This window comes from Bradyrhizobium sp. ORS 285 (assembly GCF_900176205.1).
Classification (GTDB): Bacteria; Pseudomonadota; Alphaproteobacteria; order Rhizobiales; family Xanthobacteraceae; genus Bradyrhizobium.
In genome coordinates this window covers 5598949-5614574 of the sequence record NZ_LT859959.1, presented here as the reverse complement: position 1 = coordinate 5614574, position 15626 = coordinate 5598949, and the positions used below count along the sequence as shown (strand labels likewise).

The 15626-nt window shown below is 65.4% G+C and carries 12 protein-coding genes; 6 read left to right on the top strand and 6 right to left on the bottom strand.

The features are described from left to right. Positions 1-275 precede the first annotated feature (275 nt). Positions 276-2099: an aminopeptidase P family protein gene (locus BRAD285_RS25220; protein ID WP_006614083.1), complete on the bottom strand. Its 1824-nt coding sequence runs from the start codon at positions 2097-2099 to the stop codon at positions 276-278. A gap of 496 nt (positions 2100-2595) precedes the next feature. Further along, the gene (locus BRAD285_RS25210) at positions 2596-3489 is read right to left on the bottom strand and encodes a 50S ribosomal protein L11 methyltransferase (RefSeq protein ID WP_006614082.1); all 894 of its coding nucleotides are present in this window, start codon (positions 3487-3489) and stop codon (positions 2596-2598) included. A 268-nt stretch (positions 3490-3757) separates the two neighbouring features. Between BRAD285_RS25210 and BRAD285_RS25205 the strand changes: the two genes are divergently transcribed. Continuing rightward, on the top strand, positions 3758-3922 hold the full coding sequence (locus BRAD285_RS25205) for a Flp family type IVb pilin (RefSeq protein WP_006614081.1): 165 nt from the start codon (positions 3758-3760) through the stop codon (positions 3920-3922). A 204-nt stretch (positions 3923-4126) separates the two neighbouring features. Here BRAD285_RS25205 and BRAD285_RS25200 read toward each other — a convergent pair whose 3' ends face one another. Next, complete coding sequence (locus BRAD285_RS25200) at positions 4127-5728, bottom strand: NAD(P)/FAD-dependent oxidoreductase (RefSeq protein WP_006614080.1); 1602 nt, start codon at positions 5726-5728, stop codon at positions 4127-4129. 211 nt (positions 5729-5939) lie between these two features. Between BRAD285_RS25200 and BRAD285_RS25195 the strand changes: the two genes are divergently transcribed. The 4 genes from BRAD285_RS25195 (at position 5940) to BRAD285_RS25180 (ending at position 12214) form a co-directional block, all read left to right on the top strand. Then, positions 5940-8219, top strand: a complete 2280-nt coding sequence (locus tag BRAD285_RS25195) for a spermidine synthase (RefSeq protein WP_006614079.1) — start codon at positions 5940-5942, stop codon at positions 8217-8219. Between the two features lie 488 nt (positions 8220-8707). Continuing rightward, complete coding sequence (locus BRAD285_RS25190; protein WP_006614078.1) at positions 8708-9661, top strand: sugar-binding protein; 954 nt, start codon at positions 8708-8710, stop codon at positions 9659-9661. Between the two features lie 13 nt (positions 9662-9674). Continuing rightward, entirely contained in the window at positions 9675-11177 is a 1503-nt protein-coding gene (locus tag BRAD285_RS25185) for a sugar ABC transporter ATP-binding protein (protein ID WP_006614077.1), read from the top strand. Positions 11178-11188: 11 nt separating this feature from the next. Then, a complete protein-coding gene (locus BRAD285_RS25180; RefSeq protein ID WP_006614076.1) occupies positions 11189-12214 on the top strand; it encodes an ABC transporter permease in 1026 nt (341 codons plus the stop codon). A gap of 85 nt (positions 12215-12299) precedes the next feature. Here the strand turns inward: BRAD285_RS25180 and BRAD285_RS25175 are convergent, their stop codons facing one another. Further along, complete coding sequence (locus tag BRAD285_RS25175) at positions 12300-13085, bottom strand: L,D-transpeptidase (RefSeq protein ID WP_006614075.1); 786 nt, start codon at positions 13083-13085, stop codon at positions 12300-12302. A gap of 331 nt (positions 13086-13416) precedes the next feature. Here BRAD285_RS25175 and BRAD285_RS25170 point away from each other — a divergent pair, with 331 nt between their 5' ends. Then, positions 13417-13767, top strand: coding sequence for a hypothetical protein (locus tag BRAD285_RS25170; protein WP_006614074.1), 351 nt, complete (start codon positions 13417-13419; stop codon positions 13765-13767). Positions 13768-13795: 28 nt separating this feature from the next. Here the strand turns inward: BRAD285_RS25170 and BRAD285_RS25165 are convergent, their stop codons facing one another. After that, the gene (locus tag BRAD285_RS25165; protein WP_006614073.1) at positions 13796-14557 is read right to left on the bottom strand and encodes an ABC transporter permease; all 762 of its coding nucleotides are present in this window, start codon (positions 14555-14557) and stop codon (positions 13796-13798) included. Further along, on the bottom strand, positions 14554-15474 hold the full coding sequence (locus BRAD285_RS25160; protein ID WP_006614072.1) for an ABC transporter ATP-binding protein: 921 nt from the start codon (positions 15472-15474) through the stop codon (positions 14554-14556). The genes BRAD285_RS25165 and BRAD285_RS25160 overlap by 4 nt, the downstream gene beginning before the upstream one ends. Between the last annotated feature and the right edge of the window lie 152 nt (positions 15475-15626).

The following is a 15626-nucleotide window of genomic DNA, read 5'->3' as shown; positions in this document are numbered from 1 at the left end:
CGGCCCGACTGTAGCGACCTTCCGCGTCACGGAAATGCCTGTTTCCGCATGCGCCCATGCCGGCAGCGGGACAGTTGCAACCGGTGCTGCGACGGCGCTGGTGTAGTTCAGGAAGCCTCATCTGTAGGGTGCGCAAAGGCGCGCCCAACTGCGTGCGTGCCTTGCTGAGCCATCGCGCGCCGTGCCCACCATCAGCGCTGCTGACCACGCCGAGAGACGAGACGGTGGGCACGCTGCCGCCTGCGGCGGCCGCTTTGCCCACCCTACGATCGTCATCAGAGCGGCGCCGTCGCCTGATCCAGCCAGAGCTGGTCGGGCTCATCGAGCGCGGCGCGTACGGCGTCCCTGACGCGGGCATGATAGGCGTCGAGCCAGGCGCGCTCCTCGGCGCTGAGCATGTTGACATCGATCAGCCGGCGATCGATCGGCGCCAAGGTCAGCGCCTCGAAGCCGTTCATCGGCTTCTCCGCGCCATTGATCTCCTTGGCGACCACCAGCTCGAGGTTCTCGATGCGGATGCCGAAGGCGTCGGTCTTGTAGTAGCCGGGCTCGTTGGACAGGATCATGCCGCGCTTGAGCGGCGTGGTGCCGAGCTTGGAGATCCGCGCCGGACCTTCGTGCACCGACAGATAGCTGCCGACGCCATGGCCGGTGCCGTGCTCGAAGTCGATGCCGGCCTGCCACAGGAACTGGCGCGCCAAGGTGTCGAGCTGCGCGCCGGTGGTGCCGTCGGGAAACAGCGCGCGGGCGATCGCCAGATGGCCGCGCAACACCCGGGTGAAGCGATCGCGCATCTCGTCGGTCGGGGTGCCCACCGCGATGGTGCGGGTGACGTCGGTGGTGCCGTCCTGATATTGCGCGCCGGAATCGATCAGCAGCAGATCACCGGGCATGATGCGACGGTTGCTCTTGCGGGTGACGCGATAATGCACGATCGCGCCATTCGGACCCGTGCCGGAGATCGTCGGGAAGGAGACGTCCTTGAGTGCGCCGGTGTCGCGCCGAAAACTCTCCAGCGCCTCGACAGCATCGATCTCGGTCAGGCTGCCCTTGGGCGCCTCGCGATCGATGTAGGCGAGAAAGCGCGCCAGCGCGACGGCGTCGCGCCGGTGCGCACGCCGCGTGCCTTCGATCTCGACCCCGTTCTTCGCCGCCTTCAGCAGGCTGACCGGATCGGCGCCGCGCACCGGCTTGCCGCCGGCGCCCTGGATCAGCCGTGTCAGCGCATCCGCGGCCGTCGCGCTGTCGAGCGCGATCGCCGCACCCGATTGCGCGAGCTCCGTCAGCCGCGTCGTCAGCGCATCGGGCTCGGCCACGTCGGCGCTCTGCTCGAGATGATCGCGCGTGAGGTTCGAGAGCTTGCGGCTGTCGATGAAGATCGTCGGCCGTCCGCTCTTCGGCACCAGCGCATAGGACAGCGGCAGCGGCGTGTGCGACACGTCCGCGCCGCGGATGTTGAAGGTCCAGGCCACATTATGCGAGTCGGACAGCACCAGCGCCTCGACCCCGAGCCGCTCGATTTCTTGCCGGATGCGCCCGAGCTTCTCGGCCTCGACCTCGCCGGACAATTTCGCGCCATGGATGGAGACCACACCGAGCGGCGGCAGCGGGCGCTCTGTCCAGATGCTGTCGATCGGATTGGTCTCGACCGGGACCAGCTCGGCGCCGGCCTTGGCGCAGGCCGCCGCAAAGCGCTCGGCCGCAGCCGTGGTATGCAGCCAGGGATCGAAACCGATGCGGTCGCCGTTCTGCAGATGGGCGGTCAACCAGGTCTCCGGCGGCGGCTCGATCAGCGACTCCACCGCCCAGGCCTTGCCGTCGACCTGCTTTCCGGCCTGCAATGTGTAGCGGCCGTCGACGAAGATCGCGGCCTGCTGCGGCAGCACGATCGCAAGGCCGGCCGAGCCGGTGAAGCCGGTCAGCCACGCCAGCCGCTCGTCCGAGGGCGGCACATATTCGTTCTGCTGCTGGTCCGCGCGCGGCACGATGAAGCCTGTGAGCTTGCGCCGGGCCAGTTCCTCGCGGAGCGCGGCGAGCCTTGCCGTCAGCGCGACGCCGGTTTCGGGTTCTTCGAACGTCTGGAACAGGGCTTCGAACATCGGTCTCATACTTTAGGCGTGGATGTTAACTGCGACAGATACTCATCCAGTTAGGCGTGCAGTGCACGAAGAATCTCCTTGCATTCGCCTGTGCAAAAAGATTTGCTGTCGCATGCTGGTCATCCGGAAGAGATGCGGCGAGGAAACGTGATGGATGTGCGGACCACGATCGTAAAGATCAGCCACGGTCACACAATCCGGGGAGTGCCTCAACTCAATGGCGAGGGGATGCACAATGCCTGCTTTTACCTTCGAGAAACTGTCGGCGCCGACGCCACACGCACCGACTGCCACACCCGTCGAGAAGCCGCGCAGCGCGCTGGCCGATCTCGTTCACCGTCTCGTCGAACCTCGTGTCCGACGCGGGTCCCGCAAGAGCTCCGAGTCGGGCTCGCAGCAAAACAAGTCGAAGACGTAATCGTCGCGCGTTCGTCGCGACGATCCACCTGCCCACCGCCGCCTGCTACCGTCAGTCCTGCCGCAAGCTGTCCTGCTATCACTGCTTCTGCAGCAACAGGCTGCTCCAGCCCTCGATCCTGAGATGCCTGACCGGAACCAGGCCGCGTGCGCGATACGCGGCGAGCACGGCGCGTGCCTGCGGCGTCAACAGGCCTGACAGGATCACGAAGGCGCCGGGCGCGAGGTGGCGCTGCATCGGTGCCGCCAGCTGCCGCAACGGGTTGGCGAGAATATTCGCCAGCACCAGGTCGAACGGGCCGGCTTCGCCAAATTCGGCCGCGGCAAAGCCCGTCGCGCGGATCACCTGCACCAGTGGACCTGCGCCATTGAGCCGGGCATTGTCCCGCGCGACCCTGACCGAGGGCGCATCGATGTCGCTGGCCAGCACGGAGCGGCGGGTCGCCTTGGCGGCCGCGATCGCCAGCACGCCGGTTCCGGTGCCGAGGTCGAGCACGTGGCGCGGCGCCCAGCGCTTCAGAACGTGGTCGAGCAGCAGCAGGCAGGCGCGCGTGGTGCCGTGATGGCCGGTGCCGAACGCGAGCGCCGCCTCGATCTCGATGCCGAGCTTGTTCCCGGGCACCCGGTCGCGATCATGCTGGCCATGGACCATGAAGCGGCCCGCCGGGACGGGGACGAGGTCATCCAGGCTGGCTTTGACCCAGTCCTTGGCCTCAACCGCCTCGAAGGTCAGGTTTTCGGCCACGGCGGCTCCCGCCGCACCGCCGACGAGCTCGCGCACCAGCGCCTGGTCCGGCGGGTCGGCAAAGTGGACCGTGACGTCCCACTGGCCATCCGGCCGCTCGAAGGCGGCGACCGCGGCGTCGCCCTCGAAGAACACTTCGGTCAGGACGTCCACCGCCGGCCGCGCGGTGGCTTCGTCCGCAACCGTGAAGGTCGCCTTGTAGGTCGCAGGAGGCGCGGCTGAGGTCATGAGCATGGGTCCGGGAAGAATTTGAGGGCTGTGATTAAGCAATCTCGCCGCCGGCGCAAGCTCTTTGGCCAAAATGACGTGAAATGGGAGCAGCTTCCGGTTGTCCTCACGAGGCCCGCCCGCTGCCTAAAAGTTGCATCGCAATTGCTGAGAAAAATCGTAACGAGTTGATCGAGTGCCGTTAGACCAACCTTAGGTTCTGTCCGGCTACTGTTCCCGTCATAGGAACCGGAAAGCCTCGGTTCCTGGGTTGGGAAACGAGGTAGAGATGAAGAGCATTGTTCTGAAGTTCTTGCGCGACGAATCCGGTGCCACCGCGATCGAATACGGTCTAATCGCAGCCGGCATCTCCCTGGCGATCATCGCGGCCGTCAATGGACTGGGCTCTTCGCTCAGCAGCAAGTTCGACTCCATCAACTCGTCGTTGAAATAATCTTCGCTGCGGCGTTCTCGAGGGACCGGGCCTCAGTGCCCGGTTTTTCGTTTTGGGTAGCGATTTCGACAGCTGAGTCACAAGCTTCCCACAGCGTTGTGCACAGCCTTCGCGCGCTCCATCAACATCCGGCAAACCAGGTTTTGCACCGCCAAGTCACCCGGTGACGAGCCCGTCGTCCACTGCCTATCCACAGCCTTGTCCTCAACCGAACAAGGCGCGATGGTCGGCCAGGATCGCCTGCGCCGCATTGTGGCCGGGCGCGCCGGTGACGCCGCCGCCCGGATGGCTGCCGGAGCCGCAATGGTAGAGGCCCTTCAGCGGCGAGCGATAATCGGCGTGGCCCAGCATCGGACGGGCCGAGAACAGCTGGTTCAGCGAGAGGGCGCCGTGGAAGATGTCGCCGCCAAGCAGCCCGAACTGTCGCTCGAGGTCGAGCGGTGACAGCACCTGACGCCCGATGACGCTGGCCGCGAAGCCCGGCGCGTAGCGGTCGACGGTCGCGATCATGAGATCGGCCACCTCGTCGCGATGATCGTCCCAGGAGCGGCCGTCCGGCAGCTCCGGCGCGACGTGCTGGCAGAACAGGCTGGCGACGTGCTGTCCGGCCGGCGCCAGCGTAGCATCGAGCGTGGACGGGATCAGCAACTCGACGACGGGATCGCGGCTCCAGCCATGCGCCCGCGCATCCAAATAGGCTTGGTCCATATAACCCAGGCTGGGCGCCAGGATGATGCCGGCGGAGAGGTGATCGCCCTCGCCGGGCAGCGCGCTGAACGAGGGCAGCCGGCTGAGCGCCACGTTCATGCGGAAGGTGCCCGAGCCATTGCGCCAGTTGCGGATGCGGCTGAGGAAGGGCGCGGGCAGGGCGCCGGCCGGCACCAGCCGGGTGTAGAGCAGCTTCGGATTGACGTTGGCGACGACGTAGCGGGCGCGCAGCGTACGGCCGTCCTCGAACACGACACCGACGGCGCGGTCGCGCTCGACAATCACTTCGCGGACACCGCTGTCGACCTCCACCAGCGTGCCCAGCTCCTTCAGCGCCCGGCCCATCGCCTGGGTGATCGCGCCCATGCCGCCGATGGCATGGCCCCAGACGCCCTTCTTGCCGTTCACCTCGCCGAAGGCGTGGTGCAGCATCACATAGGCCGAGCCGGCTGCGTAGGGGCTGGCATAGTTGCCGACGATGGCGTCGAAGCCGAACAGTGCCTTGACCAGGTCGGTCTCGAAGATCTCGTCGAGCATTTCGCCGGCGGACCGTGTGAACAGATCGAGCAGGTCGCGCTGCTGCTCCAACGACAGCGCGCGCAGCGTATTGGCGGTGCCGAGCGCATTGAACGCCTCGCGAATCGCAGGCAGCCCGAACTGCGCCACGAGGTTCGGCGGCGCCCGCAGCACGAGGCTGCGCAGCACATCCGCAATCGCCTCCAGCCGCGCCGAGAACGGGCCGATCGCCTCGGCATCACCAGGGCTGAGGCGGGCGACTGAGGCCTGGGTGCGGCCCTCGCCGGTCAGCAGATAGCGGCCATCAGGGGAGGGCAGGAAGTTCTGCGCGCGGCGCTCGACGATCTCCAGGCCATGCTCATGCAGCCGGAGGTCGGAGATCACGCGCGGATTGAGCAGGCTCACCGTGTAGGACGCGACGGAGTTTCGGAAGCCCGGGTGAAATTCCTCGGTCACGGCGGCGCCGCCGATCACCTTGCGGCGTTCGACCACATGCACGCGCAGCCCCGCTTTGGCGAGATAGGCGGCACAGGTGAGGCCATTATGGCCCGCGCCGATGATGATGACGTCGGTTTCGTTCATGTCCGCTTCAAATAGCCCTGCTTAATGACCGGCTGTGCCGGTGCGCCGGGAACCGCTGCACGTGCTGTCGCCCCGGATCGGCGCCGCGTCAAGGGGAACTCGGTTTTGCCGCAGCTGCTCGCCATACCGCCCTTCGATCCGCTATGTGTCGTCTGCGCGTCGCGATCCGGCCGTTGCATCTGATACCGGCCGCGCCGATGCTGGAGTTCTCATGACCTCAATCGCCTCGCCCGCCGCCGTCGCCCAGCCCTCCGCCGCCCGCAACCGGCTGGTCCTCGTCGTCTATACCGCCGCGATCTTCGTCAGCGCGCTGCTGCTGTTCTCGGTGCAGCCGCTGTTCACCAAGATGGTGCTGCCGCGGCTCGGCGGCTCGCCGGCGGTGTGGTCGGTGGCGATGGTGTTCTTCCAGGCCCTGCTGCTCGCCGGCTACGCCTACGCGCATGTCCTCACTCAGTTGCGCAGCCGGGTGATCCCGGTGGCGATCCATCTCCTGCTGCTCGGCTTCGCGCTGCTCAGCCTGCCGCTGTCGATCGCGGGGCATTGGGGCGATCCGCCGACATCGGGCTATGCGGTCTGGCTGCTCGGGCTGTTCGCGGCCTCGATCGGCCTGCCGTTCTTCGCGCTCGCCGCCAACAATCCGCTGCTGCAGGCCTGGTTCGTACGTACGGGGCATCCATCGGGACCCGATCCATACTTTCTCTACGCCTCGTCGAACATCGGCAGCTTCCTGGCGCTGTTGTCCTATCCGCTGCTGATCGAGCCGATCTTCAGCCTGCGCACGCAGAACCTGATCTGGGCCGGTGGCTATGGCCTGCTGATCGCGCTGATCGCCGGCTGCGGCGTGCTGCTGTTGCGATCGCCCGTGACGGTGGCGAGCCTGCTGCAGAATGATGTCACCGACGCGCCGGCGCCACGCTGGCTGCTGCGGCTGCGCTGGATCTTCCTCGCAGCGGTGCCTTCGGGGCTGCTGATCGCGGTGACCGCGCACATCTCGACTGACGTCGCTGCCGCGCCGCTGCTTTGGGTGTTGCCGCTGTCGCTTTATCTGCTCACCTGGGTGCTGGTGTTCCAGTCGCGGCCGCTGCTGCCGCACAAATGGATGCTGGCGCTGCAGCCGCTCGCAATCGCCGGCGTCGTCGTGCTGCTTGCCTTCGGCGGCGAGCAGAATCTCGCGCTGACGCTCGGCGGCCACCAGCTCTGCTTCTTCATCATCGCGATGGCCTGTCATGGCGAGCTCGCGCGCACGCGGCCGGCCGCGAAATATCTCACCGGCTTCTATGTCGCGCTGTCGTTCGGCGGCATGGTCGGCGGCCTGTTCGCCGGGCTGATCGCGCCGTTCACCTTCTCCTGGGTGGCCGAATATCCCATCCTGCTCGCATTCGCCGCGCTGTGCCGTCCGGGGGTGACCGAGCGCTGGCCGCAGCTGACGCGCTGGTATTGGATCGTGCTGGCCGCGATCGCCATCGCCCTGCTGGTTCCGGCTGGGATGACCGGCAAGGTCACGACCTATCTCGAGGATCATCGCGTCTATGTCGCCGGCGCCGTCGGCGTGCTCGCGGCGCTGCTCGCGCTGCTGCTCAACGGGGACCGCTGGAAGGTGTTCGCGACGGCCGCGCTCGCGCTGGTGCTGATCCGCGCCTATCCGGCCGATGATGGCCGCGTCGAGACCGTTCGCAGCTTCTTCGGCGTGCACAAGATCGTGGTCACCTCCGATGGACATTATCACGTGCTGATGCACGGCACGACGATCCACGGCGCGCAGAAATATCTCAACGCTGACGGTTCCAAGGTCACCGGCCGTCCCGAGCCGATCACCTATTATCACAAGGATGGCGGCATCGGCCGCGCCATCACCGCGATCCGCGAGCGCAAGGGCGCGCCGCTCAAAGTCGCCGTGATCGGCGTCGGCTCGGGCACGCTGACCTGCGCAGCGGAGCCGGGCGAGGAGTGGAAGTATTTCGAGATCGACCAGACCATGGTCGATACCGCCAGCGACCCGAAATATTTCAGCTACATCAAGAACTGTGCGCCGGACTTCAAGCCGGTCATCGGCGATGCGAGACTCACCTTCGCCAAGGAGCCGGACGGCGTCTACGACCTCATCATCGTCGATGCCTATTCGTCCGATGCGATCCCGATCCACCTCGCGACCGAGGAGGCGATGGCGATCTACAAGGCCAAGCTGGCGCCGCAGGGCGCTGTGGTGATGCACGTCTCCAACCGTCATCTCGAACTGGAGAGCGTCGTGGTCGGCATCGCCGACGCCAACGACATGAAGAGCTGGGTCTACAACGAGGACTCCGGCCGCGACGACGAGTACATCTTTGCCACCGACGTCGTCGTCAGCGCGCGCGAGGAGGCCGATGTCGGCAAGCTCGCCTCGTCCAACAAATGGACCGAGACCGAGCCCACCGATGGCGAACGGGTCTGGACCGACGATTATTCGAACATCCTCGGCGCCGTGTATCGGCGCCTCCGCGACGGAGAATAGCCCGAGCCAACGGCGGCTCGCCGGGCCTCCGCGTCGCGGATGACGACCATGACTCTCGCGACGATAAGAGGTGCGCACCTCGCAGCGCTCCCACCTTCCGGTTGCGTTGCAGTAGAAGCTCGCCAAGCCGATCAGGGGGCATGTAAACGTATTGCGGCGCAAAACGCTTGAATTCGGCTTTTCTCACCGGCTTTGTTGCGTGGCTGCCCCGATCATGCTACCTGAGGTGCGTGCCTCATATCGGTTCCCGACGACGATGCTATTCGAAGGGCCGGCAGCTGGCACGCACGGGCGATCTTCGATTCACATCTCCTCGACCCCTCGGGCGGATTCCGCTGCCAAGCGGAATGAGCACGCCGGGACTGCTGAGATCGAGCTGAGATCTTTGGCCCGACCGGGCGGACGCTTTCCGCTCGGGCCTATGAGTTCTTGTGGTGATTACAAATGCCGGCCGCATCAAGCAGACCGGCTGACATGGGAGGGGTTCGATGAAGCGTCTTTGGATGGCTGGTGCGTCTGCTCTGTTGGCGATGGCGATCGGCGTCGGCTCGGCAGGAGCCGCTGACAAGAAGGTCCTGGCGTTCGTGGTCAACGGCGCGTCCGACTTCTGGAAGATCGCCGAGGCCGGCGTGAAGAAGGCGCAGGGCGAACTGCCCGACTACAATCTGCAGCTCAAATATCCGGAGCAGGCCGCCGCCGCCGTGCAGCAGCGGATGCTGGATGACCTCGTCGCCGCCGGCGCGGCCGGCATCATGGTGAGCGCGGTCGATCCGAAGAACCAGACCGAGCACCTCAACAAGATCGCCGGACAGACGGTGCTGTTCACCACCGACAGCGACGCGCCGCAGTCGAAGCGCATCGCCTATATCGGCTCCTCCAACACCGAGCTCGGCAAGGATGCCGGCAAGCTGATGCTGAAGGCGCTGCCGAATGGCGGCAAATGCGTCGGCTTCGTCGGCCTGCTCGGCGCCGACAATGCGCGCGAGCGCATCGAGGGCGTCAAGGAGACGATCAAGGGCTCGAAGGTCGAACTGGTCGACGTCCGCGGCGACGAGATCGACCAGACCCGCGCCAAGCGCAACGTCGAGGACATTCTGGCCGCGATGCCGGACGTCAGCTGCCTGGTCGGCTTCTACTCCTACAACACGCCGCGCATCTATGAGGTGCTGAAGGAGGCCGGCAAGCTCGGCAAGATCAAGATCATCGGCTTCGACGAGGATCCAATCACGCTCGGCGGCGTCAAGGACGGCGCGATCGAGGGCACTGTCGTGCAGCAGCCCTATGAGTGGGGCTATCAGGGCATGAAGCTGATGGCCAAGGTCGTGCAGGGCGACAAGTCCGGCGTTCCGGCCAACGGCATCATCATCGTGCCCGGCAAGGTCATCGACAAGGCCAACGTCGAGGACTTCATGGCGCAGATGAAGTCGATGCTCAAGAAGTGATGCGGCGGCCGGCGTGTCCGGGCCTTTTCTCGAGCTGATCGATATCGGCAAGACCTATCCTGGCGTGGTCGCCCTCGACCACGTCAGCCTGTCGGTCGCGCCCGGTGAGGTGATCGCCTTGCTCGGCGAGAACGGCGCCGGCAAGTCAACGTTGATGCGCGTGCTCGGCGGCGTCGTGCCGCCGAGCAGCGGCACCCTTCGTATCGATGGCGTCGACCGCACCAGCTACACCGTGACGGATGCGATCGCGGCCGGCATCGCCTTCGTGCACCAGGAACTGAACCTGTTCGACAACCTCGACGTCGCGGGCAACGTCTTCATCGGCCGCGAGCCGGTATTTGGCGGACCGCTGCGGCTGATCGACCGCGCGACGCTGCGCGCCAAGGTGCGGCCGCTGATCGCGCGCCTTGCTGCGGACTTCGAGCCGGACACGCCGCTTGCGGAGCTGTCGCTGGCGCAGCGGCAGCTGGTCGAGATCATCAAGGCGCTGTCGCTCAACGCCCGCTGCGTCATCATGGACGAGCCGACCTCGAGCCTCACCCTGTCGGAGACCGAGCGGCTGATGCAGGTCATCGCCGGCCTCAAGGCCGACGGTGTCAGCGTCATCTTCATCACCCACCGCCTGAACGAGGTGGTGCAATGCGCCGACCGTGCCGTCGTGCTGCGCGACGGCCGCACTGTCGGCACGTTGACGCGCGGCGAACTCAATCCCGCGGCGATGATCCGGCTGATGATCGGCCGGGACCTGCGGTCGCGCTACGTGCCGCCGGCTACGCTGCCGGGCGATACTGTCCTCAATGTCGTCGATGCCGTCACGTCCACCTATCCACGCCGGGCCGTGAGCCTGCAACTGCGCCGCGGGGAGATCCTCGGCCTTGCCGGGCTTGTCGGCTCCGGACGGACCGAGCTCGCGCGCGCCATCTTCGGTGTCGAACCCTTGTTGGCCGGCAATATCAGCCTCGATGGCGAGCCCGTTCGCATCACCGAGCCGCGCGCGGCGATCGACCGCGGCATCTATCTCATTCCGGAAGACCGCAAAGGCTGCGGCCTGCTGCTCGACTTCCCGATTGCCGAGAATATCTCCCTGCCGGATCTCGCGTCCTACGCAAGCCTGGGGCTCGTGGACAGGTCTCGCGAGACCGACAATGCCGACCGCCAGCGCGAGCGCCTCAAGATCAGGGCACCCGACGTCAAGATGCAGGTCGGCACCTTGTCCGGCGGCAACCAGCAGAAGGTCGTGCTTGCGAAATGGCTGTCGATGCGGCCGAAGGTCCTGATCTTCGACGAGCCGACGCGCGGCATCGATGTCGGGGCCAAGCAGGAGATCTACGACATGCTGCGGCGGCTCGCCGATGCCGGCGTCGCCATTCTGATGATCTCGAGCGACATGGAAGAGGTGATCGGCGTGAGCGACCGCATCGCCGTCATGCATGAAGGGCGGATTTCCGGTTTCCTGGAGCGCGGCGCGTTCAGCGAGCACAATGTGCTGCAGCTCGCCGTCGGTCACACCATCTGAGCGAGGCGCTTGTGCAGAAGAAAGATCTCAGCCTGCTGGTCCTGATCCTGGTGGTCGGCGCCGTAGTGGCCTTCATCAACCCGCGCTTCCTGCTGGTCGGCAATCTCTCCAACACTGCCAACCAGGTCGGCATGTTCGGCATCTTCTCGATCGCGGAAGCCTTTGTCATCATCGTCGGCGGCATCGAGCTGGCGGTCGGATCTGTCATCGCGCTGCTCGGCGTGCTGTTCATCGACCTGATCGTCAATCGCGACGTCGACTGGATCCTGGCCTTCGCGCTCATCATCCTCGGTGGTGTCGCGATCGGCACCATTCACGGCACGCTCGTCACCAAGATGAAGATTCAGCCGTTCGTCGTGACCCTGTGCGGGCTGCTGATCTATCGCGGTGCCGCCCGCTACTATACCGAGGACGCGACCGCCGGCTTCGGCTACGGCGCGAGCTTCCCGATGCTGGAATGGTTGACCGCGGGGCGCACCAATGTGCTCGGCTTCCCGCTGCCGCACAGCATCGTCGCGCTTGTGATCGTGGCGGGGGTTGCGTGGGTGGTCCTGCACCGCTCGGTCTATGGCCGCTATTTCTATGCAGTGGGAAAGAACGACGAGGCGGCGCGCTATTCCGGCATTCGTTCCGATCGCGTCACCATCGCAGCCTATGTGATCTGCGGCGGATTGACCGCGCTCGCGGCCGTGCTGCTCGCGATGTACACCCGCTCGATCTCGCCGGCGGTGCACGGCTCGTTCTATGAGCTCTACGCGATTGCAGCTGCGGTGCTCGGCGGCTGCTCGCTGCGCGGCGGCGAGGGCTCGATCATCGGCGTCGTCCTCGGCACGATCCTGCTGCAGGTGCTGCAGAACCTGGTCAATCTGCTGGGCATTCCGAGCTCGCTGAATTTCGCGGTGATGGGCACGGTGATCCTGATCGGCGTGCTCGCCGATCAATATCTCGTGCAGCGCCGCAAGCGTGCGCCGGTGGCGCGAGGGCAGGCGAGTGCGGACACCGCGCCCGCCACGCTCGAGCGCGCCAGCGCCGAATGAGCATGCCCCGCATCAGCCTGCCCTGAAACGAATGCAGCCGGAGGCGGCAGAGCGCGTCCGGCTGCATTCAGGCTAAGGGATCGGATCAATCCTGATAGGTGTAGTAGCCGCGCGGCTGGTAATATTGGCGCGGCTGGTAATAGCGCGGCTGCGCGTAGCTCGGATTGCCGCTGTCGTAGTCGTACTGCTGCGGATAGGCCTGCGCATCGTACACCCGGCGGCTGGTGCCGCGCGGCGCCGGATAGCGCACGCCATTGTCGCTGCCGTCGGCCGGGTAGATGTAGCCGTCATCCGGGCGCTGCTGCGGCACGACCTGGCGTCCCGGCAGCAATTGCGGCTGCGGCGTCAGTACCACCGGCTCGCCATTGTCGTCATATTGCTGCGGCTGGGTGTCGCGTCGGGCCACGGCGGTGCCGCGGCGCGGATTGCGCGCCAGCGCCACTTCCGCCGATCCGGTCAGGGTCACCGTGGTGTTGAGCACGCCGTCCTTCTGCACCAGGTCGTAGAGCGTCGTGGCATTCGCCTTCGACAGCCGGACGCAGCCGTGAGAGGCGGGCGTGCCGAGCCGGCCTTCCGAATCGGTGCCGTGGATCGCATGCCCGACCTTGGTGAAGAAGATCGAATGCGGCATCGGCGCGTCGTCGAATTCCTTCGAGAAGTGGTCGGCCTCCATGCGGAAGGCACGGAAGGTGCCGTTCGGCGTCTCGCGCGAGGGGATGCCGGTCGAGACCGGCCAGCGGTAGCGTTCGACACCATCGACCGCCACGGTCATGATCTGGTTGTTCTTGTCGACAGTGATGTCGACCTTGGCGAGCGCCGGCGTGGCGGACAGCAAGGCGAAGCCGGCAACCGCAAAAAGAGTGATACGCATGTAACCTTTGGCCTCCGGGCCTGCGACGTCAGAACGTGACTTCCAAAAGAGCCTCAGAACAAGACTTCAAAATGCCGCGGCTCACGATCGGCCTGCACTATGTCGGAAGTCCAACCTTTGTTCCAGCCGACGGCCGCCTCAACCTTAATGGCGGACGCGTCCCCGGCAAAGGCTTGGGCTCGTTCATCGGGACTGACATTTTCGCGACTGATCATTCGACCGCCCGGCGGCGTTTAGGATCTCTCTAAACGGTCCAACCCGCCGTCAGCCCGCAACCTTTTGGCCGCATCTGCGTTTCAGACATTCCTCCATGCGGTTCCCAGGATTCAAAATGCTTACGATGAAGGCCAAGACGGCGGTGCTCGACGACCGCGCGCCGCAACGGCTGACCTATCTGCTCGCTGCGTTTGCGCTGCTCTTTCTCGCACTGTCCTGGTTAGCGCTGCCGCAATTCGCTCATGCCCAGGGCATCATCCGCGGCGCCCATGAGGGCGCTCATGAAGGTAACCGCATCGGCGGCCCGGTGGGCGGCGTCGTCGGAGGCGCAGTCGGTGCCGGCGTCGGCGGAGCCGTTGGCGCCGTCGAAGGCGCTCTGGGCATCCCGCACCGCTCCTATTACCACCGGCATTATCACTGCCGCGGCTATCGCGACGGCTACGGCCGCTTTCACTGCTACCGGTGAGTTGAAGCCAGCCTGACGCGGCGCCGGCTCAGCGCTTGAGCCGGTAGCCGGTTTTGAAGATCCACCAGATCGCCGTCATGCAGATCGCCAGAAACGCCAGCGTCATTGCGACGCTGATCTCGACCCGAACGTCGGCGATCTCATAGAAGCTCCAGCGGAAGCCGGAGATCAGGTAGACGACCGGGTTGAGCAGCGCGATCGAGTGCCAGGTCGGCGGCAGCATGTTGACCGAGTAGAAGCTGCCGCCCAGGAACGTCAGCGGCGTCACCACCAGCATCGGGATCATCTGCAGCTTCTCGAAGCCGTCCGCCCAGATGCCGATGATGAAGCCGAACAGGCTGAACGTCACGGCCGTCAGCACCAGGAACGACAGCATCCACACCGGATGCTGGATGTGCAGCGGCACGAACAGCCCGGCGGTGGCCAGGATGATCAGCCCAAGGATGATCGATTTGGTCGCGGCCGCGCCGACATAGCCGAGCACGATCTCGACATGCGAGATCGGCGCCGACAGGATCTCATAGATAGTGCCGATGAATTTCGGGAAGTAGATGCCGAACGAGGCGTTGGCGATGCTCTGGGTCAGGACGGATAGCATCACAAGTCCCGGCACGATGAACGTGCCATAGCTGACGCCCTGGACCTCGCTGATGCGCGAGCCGATCGCGGCGCCGAACACGACGAAATAAAGCGACGTCGAGACGACCGGCGACACGATGCTCTGCAGGATCGTGCGCCAGGTGCGCGCCATTTCGAATTTGTAGATTGCCCCGACGGCTCGCAGATTCATTGGCTCACCAGGCTGACGAAGATGTCTTCGAGGGATGATTGCTTGGTCTCGAGATCGACGAAGCGGATGCCGGCGGTGCGGAGATCGCCGAGCAGGCTGGTGATGCCGGTGCGCTCGCCCTTGGTGTCGTAATCGTAGGACAGCTTCCATCCGTCATCCGACAGCGCGAGCTGGTAGGGTGCCAGCGCCTCGGGGATCGCGTCGATTTTGTGCTGCAGATGCAGGCTCAAGCGCTTGCCGCCGAGCTTCCGCATCAGCGTGGCCTTGTCCTCGACCAGCACGATCTCGCCCTTGTTGATGACGCCGACGCGGTCGGCCATCTCCTCGGCTTCCTCGATGTAGTGCGTGGTCAGGATGATGGTGACGCCGGCGGCCTTCAGCTCGCGCACGACGTCCCACATGCCCTTGCGCAGCTCGACGTCGACGCCCGCGGTCGGCTCGTCCAGGAACAGCACCTGCGGCTCGTGCGAGAGCGCCTTCGCGATCATCACGCGGCGCTTCATGCCGCCGGACAGTGTGATGATCTTGGCGTCCTTCTTGTCCCACAGCGAGAGATCTTTCAGGATCTTCTCGATGAGCGCCGGATTCTTCGGCTTGCCGAACAGGCCACGGCTGAAGCTGACGGTCGCCCACACGCTCTCGAACGAGTCGGTGTGCAGCTCCTGCGGCACCAGCCCGATCATCGACCGCGCGGCGCGGTAATCGTCGTTGATGTCGTGACCGCCGACCGCGACCTTGCCAGTGGACGCGTTCACGATGCCGCAGATGATGCTGATCAGCGTCGTCTTGCCGGCACCGTTGGGGCCGAGCAGGGCGAAGATCTCGCCGCGCTCGATCGCGAGATTGATGTTGTTGAGCGAGGTGAAGCCCGACGGATAGGTCTTCGACAGGCCGGAAACGGAAATGACGGGAGCCATCACGGGATTCGTTGCGATTCGGAGAGCTGCGCGAAGGAGACCGGCGCAGATGCGAGGGAAGCGCACAGATAGGAACGAGGTCGCGGTCCCGCAATCGCGGGCCCGTGAATGGATCGTGTCACTATCGGGGCTTTTCCGTGGCCAATTCCATC

Bases quoted from the DNA above. Each gene is read 5' to 3' on its own strand.
- BRAD285_RS25210 (WP_006614082.1), bottom strand. From the start codon at position 3,489: ATGACCTCAGCCGCGCCTCCTGCGACCTACAAGGCGACCTTCACGGTT.
- BRAD285_RS25220 (WP_006614083.1), bottom strand. From the start codon at position 2,099: ATGTTCGAAGCCCTGTTCCAGACGTTCGAAGAACCCGAAACCGGCGTC.
- BRAD285_RS25190 (WP_006614078.1), top strand. From the start codon at position 8,708: ATGAAGCGTCTTTGGATGGCTGGTGCGTCTGCTCTGTTGGCGATGGCG.
- BRAD285_RS25200 (WP_006614080.1), bottom strand. From the start codon at position 5,728: ATGAACGAAACCGACGTCATCATCATCGGCGCGGGCCATAATGGCCTC.
- BRAD285_RS25165 (WP_006614073.1), bottom strand. From the start codon at position 14,557: ATGAATCTGCGAGCCGTCGGGGCAATCTACAAATTCGAAATGGCGCGC.
- BRAD285_RS25195 (WP_006614079.1), top strand. From the start codon at position 5,940: ATGACCTCAATCGCCTCGCCCGCCGCCGTCGCCCAGCCCTCCGCCGCC.
- BRAD285_RS25175 (WP_006614075.1), bottom strand. From the start codon at position 13,085: ATGCGTATCACTCTTTTTGCGGTTGCCGGCTTCGCCTTGCTGTCCGCC.
- BRAD285_RS25170 (WP_006614074.1), top strand. From the start codon at position 13,417: ATGCTTACGATGAAGGCCAAGACGGCGGTGCTCGACGACCGCGCGCCG.
- BRAD285_RS25205 (WP_006614081.1), top strand. From the start codon at position 3,758: ATGAAGAGCATTGTTCTGAAGTTCTTGCGCGACGAATCCGGTGCCACC.
- BRAD285_RS25160 (WP_006614072.1), bottom strand. From the start codon at position 15,474: ATGGCTCCCGTCATTTCCGTTTCCGGCCTGTCGAAGACCTATCCGTCG.